A 19,289-nucleotide genomic window follows, 5' to 3' on the forward strand; every position below is an offset into this window, starting at 1 on the left:
AATCCGGTCGTCGTCACGATCGGCGGGTCGCGTCGGCCCGGCACCCGCCGATCGTGACGACACCCGCGCCGTCTTCCGGCCCCCACCCGAAGACCGCGCTCAGCGACGGCCCGCGCCACCGCCCGCCGGGCCGGCCGCGCCCGTCGTGCCGGCCGCGACCTCTGGGTGCTCGGGCGGCAGCCCGTGCCGCTTGCCCGCGCGCAGCAGTTCGAGGTTGCGCCGCTCCCAGTCGAGCATCTCCTGGCGCAGGGCCTCGAGGATCCGGCTCTCCCCGCAGGCCGGCAGGGTGCGCCCACACGTGCACGAGCCGGGCTTCCGCGGGTCGGGGTGGTGGAACGCCTGCAGGCGCCAGAGTGCGACCATCGCTGTGTCAACGCGCTTCGCGGTGAGCTGGGTCGCGCGCTCGGCGCGACGGACCCGGTCGTCGCGGAGCTGGTCCTGGAGCGCCGAGCCGACCTCGCTGCCCGTGTCGATGGCGCCCGCCCGCAGCTGGTCGCGCTCCGCGGTGAGTCGGGCCACGAGTTCGGCCGCCTCCGACGCGGCGGTCGCCGCAGCCGTCGCCGCGTCACGCGCGTCGCGGTCGTGCGACTCGAGGATGCCGCGCCACAGCGCGATGTGCTCGCGGTCGCGCTGCTCGGCCCGCTCGGCGCCGAGGTGCGACCGGCAGTGACCGCACACCACCTGGTCGGACGTCGACGCGAACCGGAAGCGCTGCACGCTCCCGCAGCAGAGGCACGGCACGTCGACGTCGGCGTGGAGCGGGTACGGGTGGGGCATGCGCTCCAGCGTGACCGGCGGCGCCGGTGCGGTCAAGTTCGGCGGATGTCGCCGGGCGGCCGCGCACGCCCGCGGCCCCGCTGAGCCGCGGCGGTCACGTTCGCCGGATGCCGCCGGGGCGGCCGCGCACGCCCGGGCGCCGCCGGCCCCGCCTCAGCGATCCAGCTGCAGCCGCGACCACGCGAGCGCGCACAGCGCGCCGAACGCGAGTGGCACCGTCGGCACGAGGAGCAACGCCGCGGCCGGCACCGACTCGGGAGCGATGGCCCAGAGCGCGGGCGCGACGACCGGCACCCACGCGCCGACATCGGCGATCGCCGAGACCTGCGCGACCACGATGATCCCGACGGTCGCCGCGATGCCGGGCAGCAACCCGCGCCCGAGCGTCGCGACCCACGCGGCAGGCACGGCGACGAGCGAGGACAGCATCACGAGCACCGGGATCCGGGCGAGCGCGCCGACGCCCGCGGCATCCGTCGCCCCGAAGCCCATCGCGAACCCGACGATCGCGACGACGCAAGTGAGCGCGCCCGCGACGACGACCGACCAGGCGACGTACACGACGAGCTTGCCGACCGCGACCGCCGGCCGCGACACCGGCAGCGCGAACAGCGCCGCGACCGTGCCGTCGGCGAACTCGCGGCCGAACATCCAGCTGAGGGCGACGCCGAAGGCGAGCACCCCGGCCGCGGCGGTGATCTGCAGCACGACGCCCACCAGGCCCGCCCACCCCGGCAGGCCCGCGAGCGGGCCCAGCTTGGCGAGCACCTGCTCGTCGCCGGACGCCGCGGCCAGCAGCATCCCGAGCGAGAGCACGCCGATGCCGACGACGAGGAGCACCGTGGTCGAGGCCATGACCCGCGAGGCGACCGCCTTGCGCGCCTCGACGACCACGGCGACCCGGACGCCCGCGAGGCTGCCGGCGAGTCCGCGGCCACCCCGCGCGGTGCTCGGGTCGCCGCCGCGTGCGCCGCGCGTGCGCGCCCCGCTCACGCCGTCCCCGCTCGCCCCGCTCACGCCGCTGCCCTCCGCGCCTCGTCGTCCCCGTGCACGAGCGCGAAGAACGCGCGCTCGAGGTCGAACCCGCCCGGATCGAGCGATCCGATGATCCGCCCGTCGTTGACGACGGTGATGCGGTCGGCGACCCGCGCGACCTCATCGAGGTGGTGGCTCGAGACGAGGATGCCGGCCCCCGCGGCCGCCCGCCGCAGCAGCGACTCGCGGAGCACGATGACGCCCGCCGGGTCGAGTCCGTTCGTCGGCTCGTCGAGCACGATCGCCTCGGGACCGTGGAGCAGCGCGCCCGCGATGCCCACCCGCTGGCGGTTGCCGAGCGAGAGCCGGCTCGCCCGGACCGCGGCGTACGGCCCGAGGTCGAACTCGTCGATCGCGCGGGCGACGGCCTCGGCGCCCTGCCGGCGGTCGAGGCCGTGCAGCCGCGCCGCGACCTCGAGGTTCGCGCGACCCGAGAGCTCGGCGTACGCGAGCGGGTGCTCGACGAGCTGGCCCACGCGCGCCCAGGTCGCGGCATCCGCTCGGTTCACGTCGACGCCGCACACGCGAACGGTGCCGGCACCGGGCCGGAGCATGCCGAGGAGCAGCCGCATGAGCGTCGTCTTGCCCGCGCCGTTCAGGCCGACGAGCGCGTGGATCTGGCCCGCGGCGACGTCGAGGTCGATGCCGTGCACGCCCGCGCCGCCGCGGAACGCGCGCGCGAGGCCGCGGGCCTGGAAGCGGGCCGGGGCATTCACGAGCGCACCTCGATGACGTCGAGCGCCCGCTCGATCGCGTCGGCGAGCGTGGTCCGCTCGTCCTCGGCCCACAGGAAGAGTCCCGCGACGAGGGCGGCGAGCACGGATGCCGCGGCCACCCGCGCCACGTCGGGGCTCGCGCCGTCGGCGACGAGCTGCTCGACGATCGCACGCTCGGTGTTGCCGGTGTTCCGCCACATCGCCCCGCGGAGCGAGGGCGTACCCGCGGCGATGCGGACGCGGCGGCGGATGATCGGCGTCTCGGGCTCGGGCAGCGCACGCCACGCCTCGCGGATGCCGCGCGCGGCGCGGAGGAACGGCGGCAGCTCGCGCGGCTGCTCGGCGATCGCGGCGGTGAGCTGCGGGTCGTACGGGTCGTCGAGGAGCAGGTGCTCCTTCGCCGGGAAGTAGCGGAAGAAGGTCATCTCGGTCACGCCCGCGGCGCCGGCGATCTGGGCGACGGTCGTCCGGTCGTACCCCTGGCGCTCGAACAGGTCGAGCCCGTGCTCGACGAGTGCGGCGAGGGTGCGCTCGCGCTTCGAGGGTCGACGGTCGGTGGCGCTGACGTTGGTCACGTCAAAACGTTAGCCACTCACATTTTTCGCGTCAAGGGCACGGTGGCCCCGGGTCGTCGCGGCCCGTCGGACGATCTGGAGCCGCGCGCTCCCGCGACTGTCAGCCGCATGCGGAAGGCTGGACGCATGCCCTCCCCCGACGCATCCGCGCCTGCGCACGTCCCGGGCGCCGCAGTCGACCTCCGCGCCGAGGCGCTCGCCGCGCTCCGCGAGCTCGTCGGGCGTGACGACGCCGACTTCCACGACGGCCAGTTCGAGGCGATCGAGGCCCTCGTCGCCGGCCGCCGTCGGGCGCTCGTCGTGCAGCGGACGGGCTGGGGCAAGTCGGCCGTCTACTTCGTCGCGACCCTGCTGCTGCGTCGCCGCGGCGGGGGCCCGACGATCCTCGTGTCGCCGCTGCTCGCGCTCATGCGCGACCAGATCGCGGCCGCCGAGCGCGCGGGAGTGCGCGCCGTCTCGATCAACTCGGCGAACGCGCACGAGTGGCAGGAGGTGCTGGCCCGCCTCGACGCCGACGAGGTCGACGTGCTGCTCGTCTCGCCCGAACGGCTGAACAACCCGTCGTTCCGCGAGCAGCAGCTTCCCTCGCTCGTGCGTCGGCTCGGCATGCTCGTGGTCGACGAGGCGCACTGCATCAGCGACTGGGGCCACGACTTCCGGCCCGACTACCGTCGGCTGCGCGACCTCATCGCCGAGATCCCGGCCGACGTGCCCGTGCTCGCGACGACCGCGACGGCGAACAGCCGGGTCGTGGCGGATGTCGCGGAGCAGCTCGGCTCCGACGTGCTCACGATCCGCGGGCCGCTCGCCCGGTCCTCGCTCCGGCTCGGCGTGCTGCGGCTGCCCGACTCGACCGGCCGGCTGGCGTGGCTCATCGACCACCTCGACGACCTGCCGGGCTCGGGCATCGTCTACGCGCTCACGGTCGCGGCGGCGGTCGACACCGCGCGGGTGCTCCGCGAGCGCGGGCACGACGTGCGCGCGTACACGGGCCAGACCGACCCCGAGGAGCGCGAGGAGTCCGAGGGGATGCTCAAGCGCAACGAGGTCAAGGCGCTCATCGCGACGAGCGCGCTCGGCATGGGCTTCGACAAGCCCGACCTCGGCTTCGTCGTGCACCTGGGCGCACCCTCGTCGCCCGTCGCGTACTACCAGCAGGTCGGCCGCGCCGGGCGTGCGAGCGAGAACGCCGACGTGCTGCTCCTCCCGGGCCGCGAGGACCCGGCGATCTGGCACTACTTCGCGACCGCGTCGATGCCCGACGAGGACCGCGCCAGGCGGGTCATCGACGAGCTCTCCGACGTGCCGCTGTCGACGCCCGCGCTCGAGGCGCGCGTCGACATCCGCCGCACCCCGCTCGAGCTGCTGCTCAAGGTGCTCGACGTCGACGGCGCCGTGCGCCGCGTACAGGGCGGATGGGTCGCGACCGGCGCGCCGTGGACCTACGACGCCGAGCGCTACCGCCGCATCGCCGAGGAGCGCGAGGCCGAGCAGCGCCACATGCTCGAGTACGAGGAGACCGACGGATGCCGCATGGCCTTCCTCCAGCGCTCCCTCGACGACGACACGGCGGCGCCGTGCGGGCGCTGCGACCGGTGCGCAGGAACGTGGTACCCGGGCGAGGTCGATGCGGATGCCGCGGCCGCCGCCGTGAGCGCGCTCGACCGGGTCGGCGTGCCGATCGAGCCGCGCCGAGCGTGGCCGACCGGGGCCGACCGGCTCGGCGTGCCCGTCAAGGGGCGCATCCCACCGGGCGAGCAGGCCGCGGAGGGCCGTGCGCTCGCGCGGCTGACCGACCTCGGCTGGGGCTCGACGGTCCGCGAGCTGTTCGCCCCGAACACCCCGGACGCACCGCTGCCGCCGCGCGTGCTCGACGCGTGCGTGCGCGTGCTCGCCGAGTGGGGATGGGCGGAACGGCCCGTGGCCGTGGCATGCGTGCCCTCGCGCTCGCGCCCTCAGCTCGTCGAGTCGCTCGCGCGCGGGCTCTCGGAGGTCGGGCGCCTTCCGTACCTCGGCGCGCTCGCGCCGGTCGACGGCGGCCCGAGCGGCGGGCCCGGCGGCAACAGCGCGTTCCGCCTCGCGGGCGTCTGGAACCGCTTCACCGCCGACGGGCTCGACGTGCCATCCGGCGGCGTGCTGCTCGTCGACGACCTCGCCGACAGCCGCTGGACCCTCACGATCGCCGCGCGCGAACTCCGCAGGGCGGGCGCGACCGAGGTCCTGCCGTTCGCGCTCGCGCTGCGCGGCTGAGCGCGGGGACTAGGCCGGCTGCGGCTGGGCGCCCGACTCGACCGACGCGCCGTCGGCTGCGCCCTCGCCCGCCTGCTCCTTCGCGACGAGCGTCAGCACGTCGTACGTCGCGACGAGCTCGTCGCGCTGGTTCTTCAGCACCGCGTCCCAGCGCACCTCGCCGTACTCGTCGGTCTCGCGCGGCGTGATCTGCTTCGCCGTGAGCTCGACGCGGATCTCGTCGCCGGGCGAGACCGGCGTGATGAAGCGCAGGTTCTCGAGGCCCGAGTTCGCGAGCACCGGCCCGGGCGCGGCGTCGACGAACAGGCCCGCCGCCCACGACACCAGCAGGTAGCCGTGCGCGACGCGGCCCGGGAAGAACGGGTTCGCCGCCGCGGCCGCCTCGTCCATGTGCGCGTAGAACGTGTCCCCGGTGAAGTTCGCGAACGTCTCGATGTCCTCGAGCGTCACGGTGCGCGAGGGCGACGCGACCTGGTCGCCGATGCGGAGCTCCGCGAGCGACTTCCGGAACGGGTGCGCCTCGCCGGTCTCGGCGTACGGCCGGGCTTCCGCACCCGAGTGCCACACGCCGGTGAGGGCGGTGAGCATCGCGGGCGAACCCTGTACCGCGGTGCGCTGCATGTGGTGGTGCACCGCGCGGATGCCGCCGAGTTCCTCGCCGCCGCCGGCGCGGCCGGGGCCGCCGTGCACGAGATGCGGCACAGGCGAGCCGTGGCCGGTCGACGTGCGCGCATCGTCGCGGTCGAGGAAGAGGAGGCGGCCGTTCATCGCGGCGATCCCAGACGCGAGTGCGACCGCGACGTCCGGGTCGTGCGTGGCGACGCTCGTGACGAGCGAGCCGCCTCCGCGGGTGACGAGGTCGACCGCCTGGTCGATGGTGTCGTAGGCGATGACGGATGCCACGGGGCCGAACGCCTCGACCTCGTGCACCGCGTCGGCCGTGGCATCCGCGAAGCTCAGCAGCATGGGCGCGACGAACGCACCGTCGGCGGCGACACCCTCAGGCGCCTCGGTCGAGCCGATCACGAGCTCGCCACCCGCCTCCTGGAGCCGGCGAACCTGCCGGAGCACCTCGTCTCGCTGTGCGAGCGAGGCGAGCGGGCCCATGGTGACGCCCTCGGTGCGCGGGTCGCCCACGACGACCTTCTGGGCCAGTCGCGCCCGAACGGCGTCGACGACCGCGCCGACGGATGCCGCGGGCACGATCGCACGGCGGATGGCCGTGCACTTCTGGCCGGCCTTCGAGGTCATCTCGACGACGAGCTGCGCGACGTACGCGTCGAACTCGGCCGTGCCGGGCACGGCGTCGGTGCCGAGCACGGAGGCGTTGATCGAGTCGGTCTCGCTCGTGAAGCGCACGCCGCCGGTCTGAACCGAGTCGTGCGCTCGCAGCCGCTCGGCCGTCGAGGCCGAGCCGGTGAAGCCGACGAGGTCGCCCACGCGGAGGTGGTCGAACAGGTCGGGCACGCTGCCGGACACGAGCTGCAGCGAGCCCTCGGGCAGCAGCCCCGACTCGACGAGGATCCGCACGAACGCCTCGGCGAGGTAGCCGGTCGGCGTCGCGGGCTTGACGACGGTCGGCACGCCGGCCAGGAACGCCGGCGCGAACTTCTCGAGCGAGCCCCACACGGGGAAGTTGAAGGCGTTGATCTGCACGGCGACGCCGGGCAGGCGCGTGTAGACGTGCCGGCCGATGAACGACCCGTCCTTCGAGAGCGGCTCGACCGGGCCGTCGACGACGACCTTCGCGTTCGGCAGCTCGCGACGCCCCTTCGACGAGTACGTGAAGAGCACGCCGATGCCGCCGTCGATGTCGACCCACGAGTCGCGCTTGGTGGCGCCGGCGCGCGCCGAGATCTCGTAGAGCTCGGCCTTGCGCTCGGTGAGCGCGAGCGCCATCTGCTTGAGCAGCACGGCGCGCTGGTGGAACGTGAGCTCGCCGAGCGAGCGCTGGCCGACCGTGCGGGCGTGCTCGAGCACGGCGCCGAGGTCGAGCCCCTCGGTCGAGACGCGCGCGACGAGCTCGCCGGTCGACGCGTCGCGCACCTCGGTGGCGGAGGCCTCGGCCGACGCGTCGGGAGTCCACCACGCGTCGCGGATGTAGCTGGGCAGGATGCCGGTCATCGTGTTTCTCTCCTCGGTGGTCGAGTCGCACCGCCGAAGGCGGCGCGTATCGAGACCCGCACTACTGCGCGTCCCACAGGTGGAAGCCCTCGCCGGTCTTGCGACCGAGCTTGCCCTCGGCGACCATGCGGCGCAGGAGGGCGGGCGGTTCGAATCGGTCGCCGAGCTCGCCCGCGAGGTACTCGGCGATGCCGAGCCGCACGTCGAGTCCGACGAGGTCCGTGAGCCGCAGCGGGCCCACGGGGTGCTTGTAGCCGAGCACCATCGCGGTGTCGATGTCCTCGGCGGAGGCGACGCCCTCCTCGAGCATGCGGATCGCCTCGAGCCCCAGCGCGACGCCGAGTCGGCTGGATGCGAACCCGGGTGCGTCGTGCACGACGATGGGCGCCTTGCCGATCGCCTCGACCCAGCCGCGCGCCTCCTCGACGAGCGCGCCGTCGGTGGCGGTGCCGCGCACGATCTCGACGAGCGCCGAGGCGGGCACGGGGTTGAAGAAGTGCAGGCCGAGGAACCGCTCGGGTCGCTCGAGCCGGCCCGCGAGCTCGTCGATCGAGATCGACGACGTGTTCGACGCGAGCGCGGCATCCGCCCCCAGCACGGCCTCGACCCGGGTGATCGCGTCGAGCTTCAGGTCGAGGTCCTCGGGCACGGCCTCGACGACGACGTCGGAGCCGGCGAAGTCGGAGACATCGGTCGCCACCGCGAACCGAGCCCCGAGCGCCTCGGCGGTCTCGTCGGTCGTGCCCCGGGCGACGGATGCCGCGACGGACTCGAGCACGCGCGTGCGGGCCGCCTCCGCGGCGTCCGCGTCGCGCTCGACGACGGTGACGTTCGATCCCGCGAGGAGGAAGGCGTGCGCGATGCCCGCGCCCATACGGCCGCCGCCGAGGACGCCGACTCGTTCGGGTGCCGTCGTGGTCGTGTCGGTCACTTCGCACTCCTCTTCGTGCGCCGTTCGAGGAACTCGGTCATGCGGCGGTGCTTCTCAGGGCTCTCGAAGAGCACCGCCTGCTCCTCGAGGTCGACGTGCGGGTGGTCGGCGCGCGGCGCGCGCATGACGCGCTTGGTCGCCATGGTCGCCGCGGGGTCGTTCTTCGCGATGCGGTCGGCGATCGCGTGCGCCTCGTCGAGGAGGTCGGCGGTCGGGTGCACGGCCGTGATCAGCCCGATCGAGAGCGCCTCCGCGGCGTCGACGATCCGCCCGGTGAGGAGCAGCTCGGCCGCGCGCGCCTCGCCGATGATCTCCTTGAGCCGCCAGGTCGCCCCCGCGGCGGGGATGATGCCGAGCCCGGTCTCGGGGTTGCCGAACCTCGCATCGGGCGTGGCGATGCGGATGTCGGCCGCGAACGCGAGCTCGGCCCCGCCACCCAGCGCCCAGCCGTCGACCGCGGCGATGACGGGCATCGGCAGTTCGTTGATGCGGATGAACGCGTTCGCGTTGATGCCCGAGCGGGCGTCGGCGGCGGTGCGCTCGCGCATCTGCGCGATGTCGGCTCCCGACGCGAACACGCCGTCGGTGCCGGTGAGGATCAGGATGCGCGGCTCGGCCTCGAGCTCGGCGCACAGCGAGTGGATGGCGTCGATCGTGGCCTGGTCGATCGCATTGCGCTTGTCGGGCCGGTTCAGGGTCGCGACGACGCGGTCGTCGCGTCGCTCGACGAGGAGCGACTGGGGCGCGTCGGGTGACACCGCGACATCCGGCGCGGTCATCGAACGCCCTCGACGATCAGCGCGCTGCCCTGGCCGACGCCGACGCACATCGTCGCGAGACCGTAGCGCGAGCCCTCGCGCTCCATGCGGCCGAGCAGCGTGACGACGAGCCGCGCTCCCGACGAGCCGAGCGGATGCCCCAGGGCGATCGCCCCGCCGTCGGCGTTGACCCGCTCGGGGTCGAGCCCCAGTCGGCGCATCGACGCGAGCGACTGCGTCGCGAACGCCTCGTTGAGCTCGATCGACCCGATGTCGTCGAGTGAGACGCCGGAGCGTTCGAGCGCCTTCTCGGTCGCGGGCACGGGCCCGAGGCCCATGATCTCGGGTGCGAGGCCCGCCGAGGTTCCCACCACGACCCGCGCACGCGGGGTGAGGCCGTAGCGCTCGACGGCCGACGCGCTCGCGACGACGATCGCGCTCGCGCCGTCGTTCAGCGAGCTCGAGTTGCCGGCGGTGACCACGCTGCCGCCCTTCACCACGGGGCGGAGCCCCGCGAGCACCTCGAGCGAGGTGTCGCGCCGCGGGCCCTCGTCGACGAGCACCTCGCCGCGCGCCGTCGGCACGCCGACGATCTCGGCCTCGAAGCGGCCGGCGTCGATCGCGGCGGCGGCGCGCTGCTGGCTGCGGAGTGCGAAGGCGTCGGCCTCCTCCCGCGTGATGCCGTCGATGCGCGCGACCTCCTCGGCCGTCTCGGGCATCGAGAACGTGGCCTTGTCGCGCGCGAGGAGCTTCGCGTTCGGGAAGCGCCAGCCGATCGACGTGTCGTACGCCTCGCCGGGCTTCGCCCACGGCTTCTCGGGCTTGGCCTGCACCCAGGGCGCGCGGGTCATCGACTCGACGCCACCGGCGACGATGAGGTCGGCGTCGCCGGCGCGGATCGCCTGCGCGGCCATGGTGATGGCCGACATGCCCGACGCGCAGAGGCGGTTCACGGTGATGCCGGGCACCGAGTCGGGGAGCCCGGCGAGGAGTACCGACATGCGGGCGACGTTGCGGTTGTCCTCGCCGGCCTGGTTCGCGGCGCCGAGGATGACCTCGTCGATCGCGCCCTCCTCGATCGCGTCGAGCTCGAGCCCGGCTCGACGGATCGCCTCGCCGACGACGAGGCTCGCGAGGTCGTCGGGTCGCACGCTCGCGAGCGCGCCTCCGTACCGACCCACCGGGGTCCGCACCCCGCCGACGAGATACGCCTCCGCCATGCTCTTCTCCTGACCGCGCTGTCGGGACCGTCGCACGCCGCCGGGCGGCGTCCGCGTCATCCGTTCCGGCTGCTTTCACAACCGACCGTTCAGTCAGTAAGTATGCCGAACCGATGCCTCATCCGCCAGTCGAGCACGGCCGGACCGACGACGAAGGCCCCGACCGGGTGGTCGGGGCCTTCGTGCGATGGGGGCAGGCGGATGCCGCGGGGGCGGCGTTACGCGACGGGCGCGTCGGGCGCGTCCTCGTCGGCCGACGCGACCGCGGCGGCGGGGGCCGCCGTGCGGATCGGGCCGAGGTCGGCGAACAGCTCGTCGCCGAGGCGGACGTCCTCGAAGTCGACCTCGATCTCGGCGCGGTCGAGGAGCTCGGCGAGGCGACGCTGGCGGTTCCGCGGGGTCAGCGTGACGACGCGACCCGCGCGACCCGCGCGGCCGGTGCGGCCGGCGCGGTGCAGGTACGTCTTGTACTCGTCGGGCGCGTCGGCCTGGATGACCAGGTCGATGTCGTCCACGTGGATGCCGCGGGCGGCGACGTCCGTCGCGACGAGCACGTCGACCCGTCCGTTCGTGAGCTGGTGCAGGTTGCGCGTGCGCTTGGCCTGGTTCAGGTCGCCGTGGAGGGCGACCGCGAAGATGCCGGCGTCCTCGAGGTGCATGACGAGGTCCTCCGCGAACGCGCGGGTGCGCGAGAAGATCAGCGTCTTGCCGTTGCGGTCGGCGAGGCTCGCCACGATGTCGCGCTTGTCGCGGTTGTCGATGACGAACACCCGGTGCTCGATCGTGCTCGATGCCTGGTCCTCGCCGGCGACCTCGTGCACGGCCGGGTCGACGAGGAACTCGTCGACGAGCGCGGCCACGCCGGTGTCGAGCGTCGCGGAGAACAGCAGCTTCTGGCTGCCCTCCGCGGTGCGGCGCAGGATGCGCTGCACGGGCTCGAGGAACCCGAGGTCGCACATGTGATCGGCCTCGTCGAGCACCGTGATCCGGATCTCGGAGAGATCGAGGCGTCCCTGCTCGATGAGGTCCTCGATGCGACCCGGGGTGCCGATCACGATGTCGACGCCGCGCTGCAGCGCGCCGACCTGTCGGCCCTGCGGGACGCCGCCGTAGATCTGGGTGGTGAAGAGGCCGACGCTCTGGGCGATGGGCTGCACGGTGCGGTCGATCTGCAGGGCGAGCTCGCGCGTCGGCGCGAGGATCAGGGCGCGGGGCTTGCGGCCCATCTGGCGCTTGCCGCCCGACTTGCCCGCGGCGGCCCAGTCCTGCATGAGCCGCTCGACGGTCGGGGCGCCGAACGCGATGGTCTTCCCGGAGCCCGTCCGGCCACGGCCGAGGACGTCGCGGCCCTCGAGCACGACCGGGATGGTGGCGGCCTGGATCGGGAACGGCGTCTCCGCGCCGAGGTCGCTCAGTGCGCGGACGATGTTGCCGCCGAGTCCGAGATCGGCGAAGCGGACGCCGTCGACCTGCTCGGCCTGGATGGCGTCGGCCTCGAGGCGCTCGAGCACGACGTCGTCGGCCGGCGCGAAGCGCCCGGCGCGGTCGCTGCGCTCGGCGCTCTCCTTGGCCGGGTAGAACGACGACGGACGGCGCTCGGAGTCGCGGAAGCCGGGGCGGTCGAACTCGCGGCCGCGGCGGGGAGCGCGGTCGTCGCGATCGTGCGAACGCGCGGGCCGCTCGTCGCGGTCGAAGCGACGGGGTGCGCGGTCGTCACGGTCGAACCGGCGCGGGGCGCGGTCGTCGCGGTCGAACGAACGCGCCGGACGGTCGTCGCGGTCGAAGCGGCGGGGCGCACGCTCATCCCGGTCGGAACGACGCGGGGCCCGGTCGTCCCGGTCGAAACGACGCGGGGCCCGGTCGTCGCGCTCGAACGAACGCGCAGGGCGCTCGTCGCGGGCGTTCCGGCGCGGCGCACGATCGTCGCGGTCGAAGGAGCGCGCCGGGCGCTCATCGCGGCCGGAACGACGAGGGGCGCGGTCGTCACGGTCGAACCGGCGCGGGGCGCGGTCGTCGCGGTCGAACGAACGCGCAGGGCGCTCGTCGCGGTCGAACGAACGCGCAGGGCGCTCGTCGCGGTCGAACCGGCGCGGCGCGCGGTCGTCGCGACCGTATGAACGCGCACCGCGGTCGTCGCGTGCGCCACGGTCGTCGCGCCCGGCACGCTCGGCGCGGTGCGGGGTGCGCCCGCTGGCGACCCGCTCCTCACGGCTCCAGCGCACCTTGGGGGCCTCGGCCTCCTCGGGGCGGTATCCGCGGTGACCCGGGCTGCGCGAGCCGGGCTTCTGCGCACCGCCGGCACGCGGGGTGCTGCGGCGCGAGCTCTTCGCGTACGACGGGTCGAAGTTCTTGGCGGGGCGACCGCCGGCGGGCTTCTTGTTCTTGGGCATCGGGGCTTCCTGGGTTGCATTGCGTGTACATGGCAACCGGCCGCGCGGGCGCGCAGCACGACTGAGAACCCGGGAGCTTCGTCGACCGGGGCCGTTCACATACGGTGACTATCCGCGCGCGGACTGCGCGAGGAACCGGCCCTCGAGACTCACAAACCCATCCGTGCGACGTGCACGGTGTCCAGAACCGACCTCCCAACGATACCGGACACCCTCCTGTGAATCCCCTTCACGCCCCATTCCGCCGCGGGAACGTAACGGCGCGGTAACGAGACTGTCGTACGCTCTCGTCGTGACCACACCGCCGTCGATCTCCATCGAGCCGCCGCACGCGGCCGGGGTGCCGCGCCTGCTCGAGGCCGGCTCCTCCTACTCGCGTGCGCTCTACCCCGCCGGCGGTGGGTGCGTGCAGCTCGATGCGGCGGAGCTCGCGCACCCGGGCGTCACGGTCTTCGTCGCCCGCGACGGCGACGGCGCGGCCATCGGCATGATCGCCCTCATCGACGACGGCGCGCACGGCCCCGGTCGCGCCGAGATCGCCCGCATGTTCGTCGACGAGTCCGCGCGCGGCACGGGCATCGCCGGCCGGCTCCTGCACGAGGTCGAGACGGATGCCTCCGGCCGCGGCATCCGCGAACTGGTGCTGCAGACCGGCAGCCAGCACCTGCCCGCGCAGGCGCTCTACGCCAAGCACGGGTACCGGCGGGTGGAGCCGTTCGGACGGTACGTGGGGGTGCCCGCGAGCATCTGCATGGCGAAGTCGCTCGTCGGCTTCGGCACCGACCTGCTCGACGACCGTCCGCTCGCCGTCGGCGAGTAGCGGCAGCGCGGCGCGCGGCCGCCCCGGCCCCGCGCGATGCCCTCCGATCGGGTGGGTGCGCCGGGCACCCTCGACCGGGCATGCTGATCGCACCACGACCCGGGAGGTCCCGCATGCTCGCGTTCCTCGCCGCCGTCGCCGCCGGCGTCACCGTCGGCGGCATCCTCGGCGCGATCGCGACGGGCGATCCGCGCTACGTCATCGCCTGGTCGTTCGCGCTGCCGGTCTCGATCGTCGTCGCCGTGTTCGCCGGCCTCCGCAGCGCGAGCCGTGCCGTCCGGGACGCGGGCGCCGCGGCATCCGTCACTCGTCCGACGGCCGGAGCACCCGCGCTCGCGCGCGTGGAGCGGATGCAGCGGGGTTCCGTGTCCGACGGCCGCGCTCCCGACGGCCGCGCGCCCGTCGACCTCGAACTCACCGTCGCCCCGCACGACCGTGCCGCCTACCGGACCGCGCTCCGGGCGACGGTCCGCCAGACGGACCTCGCGGAGCTGCAGCCGGGCTCGATCGTCGTCGTGCGACGACCGGATGACTCGGCGGCGGGGGTCGTGCTCGACCTCGCCCCGACGGCGGATTGGGCGCGCCTCCGCGATGCCGAACGACTGCGCAGCGGCAGCGAGCGGACGGTGCCGCTCGCCGCGGACGCGCCGCCGTGGGGCGGCTCGGCGCCCGACGGCGACCCGGACGCTCGACGCGACGCCGCCGACGACGGGTCCGGGCGAGGCGACCCCGCGACCGCCCCGACCCCCGCGACCGCCGCGACCGCGCGACGCCCGTGGCGCACCGCGCTGCTCGCGCTCGTGGCCGCAGTCACCGCCGTCGTCGTGCTCGTGCCGGCGTTCGACTCGATCGGCCGGCTGTCCCGCGCCGTCGCCTCCGGCGACCTGTCGACGGCCGGGGTCGTGCTCGGCGATCGGCACCGGGACGTGGTCGACGCGCTCGTGCGCGAGACCGGCGGCACGGAGTTCGTGCGCATCGGCTTCTACGTCGACTACGCGCTCGCGTCCGCACCGAGCTCGCCGGGCGCGCTCACGATCGACGGGTACGAGTACCGCTACGACCGCACCTCGCACGGCGGCCCCGAGCCGATCCAGCCGGAGGATCCGGCGGCGGCCCTCTTCGACGCCGACGAGGTCGACTTCACGCGCGTCCCCGAGTTCATCGCCACGGCCCGGGATCGCTCGGGCATCGCCGATCCCGACTCGGTGATCGTGTCGGTCGAACGCTCGCCCGTGGCGGACGACTCGGGCGAGCGCCCGGTCCGGGTGCTCGTGCTGCTCGACGCCCCGTACGAGGACGCCGCGGTGATCCTCGATCCCGCGACGGGCGAACCGATGGGCTGATCGGTCCGCCGCGCGCGGGACGCGGGGCGCTCCGAGACCGCCCGGACACCGCCCGATCGGGTGTCTGCCCGGCGACGATCCTGAGGTAGCATCACCTCACCCCCGAACCCGGAGCCCCCACCCATGACCCGACTCTCCGGCGTTCGCCCGAGCCGGCGTCGCCGGACGGTGCGGATCGCCCTCGCCGTGAGCGCAGCGCTCGCGGTCGCCGCCGTGGCGTCCGCGTTCCACCAGCCGCTCCGCGAGCTCGACCCGACGGCGCGGCAGGCCTCGAGCGAGGTCGCGGGCAACGACATCATCGGCATCCGGACCTTCGACCCGCCGGCCGACCTCCGTGTCGATGTCGACCTCGAGTACGCGGTGGCCGACGACGGCACGATCCTCACCCTCGACGTGTGCCGCCCGGCGGCATCCGCGATCGCGGGCACGAACGCGGCCGTCGTCTCCGTGCACGGCGGCAGCTGGGCGCGGGGCGACAAGGCGAACGCCGACTGGCGCAACGTCTGCCTGTGGCTCGCGAGCGAGGGCTTCGTCGCGGCATCCGTGAACTACCGGCTCGTGCCGGACGCGGTGTACCCGGCGCAGGTCGACGACGTCGCGGCGGCCGTCGCCTGGCTCCGCGAGCCCGACCAGCTCGACCGGTTCGACGTCGACCCCGCGCGCATCGGCGTCTTCGGCGGCTCGGCGGGAGGTCACCTCGCGGCGCTCCTCGGCACCCTCGGCGAGGGGCCGCTCGATGTGGGGTCGCGCGTGGCCGCGGTCGCCGAACTCTCGGGCCCCGTCGGCCTCGGCCTGCCCGAGCTCGATGCGGATGCCGCGTCCGACTGGTTCCGCGGCATCGTCGGCGAGTTCCTCGGCTGCGAGCCGGGCACGGCAGACGAGGCCTGCCCGCAGGCGATCGATGCGTCGCCGACCGCCTGGGTCGATCCGACGGATCCCCCGTTCTTCATCGGCCACGCGGAGTCCGAGATCATCCCGCTCGCACAGTCGCAGCGCCTCGCCGACACGCTCGGCGCCTCGGCGGTCGAGGTCGAGCTCGCGGTCGTCGCGGGCGAGGCGCACTCGATCGGCATCCTCGACGCAGCCCTGCGCGAGCGGGTCGCGGCCTTCCTGCACGCCCACCTCGGCTGATCCGGCGGCCGCTCCAGCGCCCCGGCAACCTCCCCGACACGCGCATGCGCTGTGATGGAGGCATGGCCGCCGAACCGATCACCGTGTCGATCCGCCGCGAGGTCGACCCCGCCCGCATCGCCGAGGCGACGGTCTGGGTGCAGACCGGCGTGAACCTCGCCAACCGCTACCCGGGCTTCCTCGGGTCCGGGTGGGTCCGCGCCGGCGAGGACTCCGACGTGTGGCACATGCTCTACCGCTTCGCGAACGAGGAGACCCTCGAGGCGTGGGAGCGTTCGCCCGAGCGCACGTGGTGGCTCGAGATGGGTCGGGACTTCGTGCGCGCCGAGCGTGCGAAGCGCCGCACGGGCATCGAGGGCTGGTTCGACGATCCGGCGACGGGGTCGGTGCCGGCGGTGACGGATGGCGCGGGGCCGGCCGATGCCGCGCTGCCGCCCGCACCGCCGCGCTGGAAGCAGGCCGTCAGCATCTGGCTCGGGTTCTTCCCGGTGAACCTGGCGTTCTCACTGCTCATCGCGCTCGCGCCCTGGTGGGAGGACGTCCCGATCGCGCTGCGCGTGCTCATCACGACCCTCGTCCTGACGCCGATCATGACCTACTGGGTGCTGCCGTGGGTGACCCGGATGCTGCGGGGCTGGCTGGCCCCATCGCGGGCCGGGTGATCGGCCACTGGCCGCGTCCCCGCGGTCAGCGCGCGCCGATTCGCCGCGACAGCGTCGCCGCGGCATCCTGCACGCCCCTGGCGGCCGCCTCGACGAGCTCGGACGGGGCGTCCTCGGCGAACGTCACGGCGATCGCCGCCGCCGGCCAGCCCAGGTGGTCGAGCACCGGGGCGCCGACCGACGCGAGCCCGCGCGTGACCTCGCCGTGCTCGCCCGCGACGCCCGCGGCGCGCGCCTCGGCGAGCACGGCCTTCAGCCTCGAGTACGTCCACGGCGCGGCGTCCGTCGTCGAGGGCAGGTCGGCGAACGCGGCCCGATCGGGGTAGAGCGCTCGCAGCTGCGCGGGCGGCAGTGCCTGCAGCATCGCGCGTCCCGAGGCGGTCAGGTGCGCAGGCAGGCGCACGCCCACGTCGGAGACGAGCGAGGGCCGCCGCGGGGCGCGCTCCTCGACGAGGTACAGCACGTCGCGACCGTGCAGCACGGCCAGGTGTCCGGACTCGCCGAGACGGTCGACGAGGGCCGCGACGAGCGGGCGGCCGAGCCGGGTGAGCGGCTGCTGCCGGCTGAATCCGCTGGAGAGCTCGAACGCGGCGACGCCGAGCCCGTACCGGCGTTCCTCTGGCAGGTGCACGACGAAGCCGCGCTCCTGGAGCACGCCGAGCAGGTGGTACGTGGTGGAGCGGGGCAGGCCCAGGGCGGTCGCGATCGAGGCGGCGGGCACGGGTCCGCGCTGCGCCGCGAGGTGGCTGAGGATCCGCAGCACCTGGTCGGCCGCGGGCACCTTCGACGCCTCCGACATGCCATCGCCCTTCGTCCGGTATCCCGGACGGCAGCGTACTCCCCCGCGTTCCGCCGCGCGCGCCGACCGTGTGGAATCGGACCATGAGCACGATCGCGCCCGCAGCCGCCCGCACCGCGGCATCCGTCACCGTCGGCACCGGACCGCTCTCGATCGACGACGTCGTCGCGGTCGCCCGCCACGACGCCCGCGTCGAACTGGACCCCGCCGCGCTCGACGCGGTCGCCGCGAGCCGCGCGGTCATCGACGACCTGGCGGCCGACCCGCAGCCGCACTACGGCATCTCGACGGGTTTCGGCGCGCTCGCCACGACCTTCATCGCCGAGGACCGCCGTGCGCAGCTCCAGGCCAGCCTCGTGCGCTCGCACGCCGCCGGCTCGGGGCCCGAGGTCGAGCGCGAGGTCGTGCGCGCGCTCATGCTGCTGCGCCTCTCGACGCTGATGACGGGCCGGACGGGCGTGCGCCGCGAGACCGCCGAGACGTACGCGGCGATCCTCGACGCGGGCATCACGCCGGTCGTCCGCGAGTACGGCTCGCTCGGCTGCTCGGGCGACCTCGCGCCGCTCGCGCACTGCGCGCTCGTCGCGATGGGCGAGGGCGAGGTGCGTGTGCGCGGCACCGGGTCCGAGGGTGCGCACACCGCGCCGACGGATGCCGCTTCGGCCCTGGCCGACGCCGGCATCGCGCCGCTCCGGCTCGGCGAGAAGGAGGGCCTCGCCCTCATCAACGGCACCGACGGCATGCTCGGGATGCTCGCGCTCGCGATCCACGACCTGCGCACGCTGCTCGCGACGGCCGACATCGCCGCGGCGATGAGCGTGGAGGGCCTCATGGGCACCGACGCGGTGTTCGCCGCCGACCTGCACGAGCTCCGGCCGCAGCGCGGCCAGGCGGTCTCGGCGGCGAACCTGCGAAACCTGCTCGCGGCGTCGCCGATCGTCGCGAGCCACAAGGGCCCGGAGTGCACGCGCGTGCAGGACGCGTACTCGCTGCGCTGCGCGCCGCAGGTGCACGGCGCCGCGCGCGACACGCTCGCGCACGCGGCATCCGTCGCCGACGCCGAGCTCGCGAGCGCGGTCGACAACCCCGTGCTCACGCCCGACGGGCGGGTCGAGTCGAACGGCAACTTCCACGGCGCGCCCGTCGCATACGTGCTCGACTTCCTCGCGATCGCGGTGGCGGATGTCGCCTCGATGAGCGAGCGACGCACCGACCGGTTCCTCGACCAGGCGCGCAACCACGGCCTGCCGCCGTTCCTCGCGCACGAGGTGGGCGTCGACTCGGGCCTCATGATCGCGCAGTACACCGCCGCCGGCATCGTCTCGGAGCTCAAGCGCCTGGCGGCGCCCGCCTCGGTCGACTCGATCCCGTCGTCGGCCATGCAGGAGGACCACGTCTCGATGGGCTGGGCGGCCGCGAGGAAGCTCCGACGGGCGCTCGACGGCCTGTCCCGCGTCATCGCGATCGAGGTCATGACGGCCGCGCGCGGGCTCCTGCTCCGGGCCCCGCTCGAGCCGGGTGCCGCGACCGGCGCGGTCGTCGAACTCGTCGCCGCGAGCGGCGCGATCCCGGGCGAGGACCGGTTCCTTTCGCCCGAGATCGAGCGCCTCGTCGAGGCCGTCCGATCGGGCGAGGTACGGGATCGCGCCGCATCCGTCGTCGCCGTCGCCTGACGTCTGCGCGGACTGCACCCCGAACGGGGGACCGGCCCGGGCAACGCAACGCTTGTGCGCGGTTCGGGGGAGAGGGCAGACTTGG

At 74.4% G+C, this 19,289-nt stretch carries 16 protein-coding genes; 6 read left to right on the top strand and 10 right to left on the bottom strand.

The genetic code is table 11. From position 1 onward, the window contains the following. Positions 1-99 precede the first annotated feature (99 nt). The 4 genes from ACQ393_RS14340 to ACQ393_RS14355 all read right to left on the bottom strand — a co-directional run bounded on the left by ACQ393_RS14340 (position 100) and on the right by ACQ393_RS14355 (position 3,103). The gene (locus ACQ393_RS14340) at positions 100-777 is read right to left on the bottom strand and encodes a hypothetical protein (RefSeq protein WP_430647538.1); all 678 of its coding nucleotides are present in this window, start codon (positions 775-777) and stop codon (positions 100-102) included. 153 nt (positions 778-930) lie between these two features. After that, positions 931-1,794 (bottom strand): ABC transporter permease, encoded by an 864-nt coding sequence (locus ACQ393_RS14345; RefSeq protein WP_430647539.1) that lies wholly within the window; start codon positions 1,792-1,794, stop codon positions 931-933. Continuing rightward, positions 1,791-2,528 (bottom strand): ABC transporter ATP-binding protein, encoded by a 738-nt coding sequence (locus tag ACQ393_RS14350; RefSeq protein ID WP_430647540.1) that lies wholly within the window; start codon positions 2,526-2,528, stop codon positions 1,791-1,793. The genes ACQ393_RS14345 and ACQ393_RS14350 overlap by 4 nt, the downstream gene beginning before the upstream one ends. Then, entirely contained in the window at positions 2,525-3,103 is a 579-nt protein-coding gene (locus ACQ393_RS14355) for a TetR family transcriptional regulator (RefSeq protein WP_430647541.1), read from the bottom strand. The genes ACQ393_RS14350 and ACQ393_RS14355 overlap by 4 nt, the downstream gene beginning before the upstream one ends. Positions 3,104-3,229: 126 nt before the next feature. Here ACQ393_RS14355 and ACQ393_RS14360 point away from each other — a divergent pair, with 126 nt between their 5' ends. Further along, a complete protein-coding gene (locus ACQ393_RS14360) occupies positions 3,230-5,353 on the top strand; it encodes a RecQ family ATP-dependent DNA helicase (protein ID WP_430647542.1) in 2,124 nt (707 codons plus the stop codon). Positions 5,354-5,362: 9 nt separating this feature from the next. On the opposite strand, the gene paaZ is transcribed toward ACQ393_RS14360, so the two are convergent. The 5 genes from paaZ to ACQ393_RS14385 form a co-directional block, all read right to left on the bottom strand. Further along, positions 5,363-7,477, bottom strand: a complete 2,115-nt coding sequence (paaZ, locus tag ACQ393_RS14365; protein WP_430647543.1) for a phenylacetic acid degradation bifunctional protein PaaZ — start codon at positions 7,475-7,477, stop codon at positions 5,363-5,365. A 61-nt stretch (positions 7,478-7,538) separates the two neighbouring features. Continuing rightward, complete coding sequence (locus ACQ393_RS14370) at positions 7,539-8,351, bottom strand: 3-hydroxyacyl-CoA dehydrogenase family protein (RefSeq protein WP_430647597.1); 813 nt, start codon at positions 8,349-8,351, stop codon at positions 7,539-7,541. A 53-nt stretch (positions 8,352-8,404) separates the two neighbouring features. Further along, positions 8,405-9,187 (bottom strand): enoyl-CoA hydratase/isomerase family protein, encoded by a 783-nt coding sequence (locus ACQ393_RS14375; RefSeq protein WP_430647544.1) that lies wholly within the window; start codon positions 9,185-9,187, stop codon positions 8,405-8,407. Then, positions 9,184-10,386, bottom strand: coding sequence for a thiolase family protein (locus ACQ393_RS14380; RefSeq protein WP_430647545.1), 1,203 nt, complete (start codon positions 10,384-10,386; stop codon positions 9,184-9,186). Before ACQ393_RS14380 ends, ACQ393_RS14375 begins: the two co-directional genes overlap by 4 nt. A gap of 218 nt (positions 10,387-10,604) precedes the next feature. Further along, positions 10,605-12,776, bottom strand: coding sequence for a DEAD/DEAH box helicase (locus tag ACQ393_RS14385; RefSeq protein ID WP_430647546.1), 2,172 nt, complete (start codon positions 12,774-12,776; stop codon positions 10,605-10,607). A 292-nt stretch (positions 12,777-13,068) separates the two neighbouring features. Here ACQ393_RS14385 and ACQ393_RS14390 point away from each other — a divergent pair, with 292 nt between their 5' ends. From ACQ393_RS14390 to ACQ393_RS14405, 4 genes are all read left to right on the top strand, one after another. Then, complete coding sequence (locus ACQ393_RS14390) at positions 13,069-13,596, top strand: GNAT family N-acetyltransferase (RefSeq protein WP_430647547.1); 528 nt, start codon at positions 13,069-13,071, stop codon at positions 13,594-13,596. A 113-nt stretch (positions 13,597-13,709) separates the two neighbouring features. Beyond that, entirely contained in the window at positions 13,710-14,939 is a 1,230-nt protein-coding gene (locus ACQ393_RS14395) for a hypothetical protein (RefSeq protein ID WP_430647548.1), read from the top strand. 123 nt (positions 14,940-15,062) lie between these two features. Then, positions 15,063-16,070 carry an alpha/beta hydrolase fold domain-containing protein gene (locus ACQ393_RS14400; RefSeq protein WP_430647549.1) on the top strand — a complete coding sequence of 336 codons (1,008 nt, stop codon included), beginning with the start codon at positions 15,063-15,065 and terminating at the stop codon, positions 16,068-16,070. Positions 16,071-16,132: 62 nt separating this feature from the next. Next, positions 16,133-16,732 carry an antibiotic biosynthesis monooxygenase gene (locus ACQ393_RS14405; protein ID WP_430647550.1) on the top strand — a complete coding sequence of 200 codons (600 nt, stop codon included), beginning with the start codon at positions 16,133-16,135 and terminating at the stop codon, positions 16,730-16,732. Positions 16,733-16,757: 25 nt separating this feature from the next. Here ACQ393_RS14405 and ACQ393_RS14410 read toward each other — a convergent pair whose 3' ends face one another. Beyond that, a complete protein-coding gene (locus ACQ393_RS14410; RefSeq protein WP_430647551.1) occupies positions 16,758-17,531 on the bottom strand; it encodes an IclR family transcriptional regulator in 774 nt (257 codons plus the stop codon). 83 nt (positions 17,532-17,614) lie between these two features. Between ACQ393_RS14410 and hutH the strand changes: the two genes are divergently transcribed. Beyond that, entirely contained in the window at positions 17,615-19,204 is a 1,590-nt protein-coding gene (gene hutH / locus ACQ393_RS14415) for a histidine ammonia-lyase (RefSeq protein WP_430647552.1), read from the top strand. Positions 19,205-19,289 lie beyond the last annotated feature (85 nt).

Origin of the sequence: Agromyces sp. GXS1127, from assembly GCF_050565425.1 — a bacterium.
Lineage (GTDB): Bacteria > Actinomycetota > Actinomycetes > Actinomycetales > Microbacteriaceae > Agromyces.

Excerpts from the sequence above, each read along its gene's own strand:
- ACQ393_RS14340 (WP_430647538.1), bottom strand. The coding sequence starts at position 777 with ATGCCCCACCCGTACCCGCTCCACGCCGACGTCGACGTGCCGTGCCTC.
- ACQ393_RS14360 (WP_430647542.1), top strand. The coding sequence starts at position 3,230 with ATGCCCTCCCCCGACGCATCCGCGCCTGCGCACGTCCCGGGCGCCGCA.
- paaZ (WP_430647543.1), bottom strand. The coding sequence starts at position 7,477 with ATGACCGGCATCCTGCCCAGCTACATCCGCGACGCGTGGTGGACTCCC.
- ACQ393_RS14370 (WP_430647597.1), bottom strand. The coding sequence starts at position 8,351 with ATGGGCGCGGGCATCGCGCACGCCTTCCTCCTCGCGGGATCGAACGTC.
- ACQ393_RS14375 (WP_430647544.1), bottom strand. The coding sequence starts at position 9,187 with ATGACCGCGCCGGATGTCGCGGTGTCACCCGACGCGCCCCAGTCGCTC.
- ACQ393_RS14380 (WP_430647545.1), bottom strand. The coding sequence starts at position 10,386 with ATGGCGGAGGCGTATCTCGTCGGCGGGGTGCGGACCCCGGTGGGTCGG.
- ACQ393_RS14385 (WP_430647546.1), bottom strand. The coding sequence starts at position 12,776 with ATGCCCAAGAACAAGAAGCCCGCCGGCGGTCGCCCCGCCAAGAACTTC.
- ACQ393_RS14395 (WP_430647548.1), top strand. The coding sequence starts at position 13,710 with ATGCTCGCGTTCCTCGCCGCCGTCGCCGCCGGCGTCACCGTCGGCGGC.
- ACQ393_RS14400 (WP_430647549.1), top strand. The coding sequence starts at position 15,063 with ATGACCCGACTCTCCGGCGTTCGCCCGAGCCGGCGTCGCCGGACGGTG.
- ACQ393_RS14405 (WP_430647550.1), top strand. The coding sequence starts at position 16,133 with ATGGCCGCCGAACCGATCACCGTGTCGATCCGCCGCGAGGTCGACCCC.
- ACQ393_RS14410 (WP_430647551.1), bottom strand. The coding sequence starts at position 17,531 with ATGTCGGAGGCGTCGAAGGTGCCCGCGGCCGACCAGGTGCTGCGGATC.
- hutH (WP_430647552.1), top strand. The coding sequence starts at position 17,615 with ATGAGCACGATCGCGCCCGCAGCCGCCCGCACCGCGGCATCCGTCACC.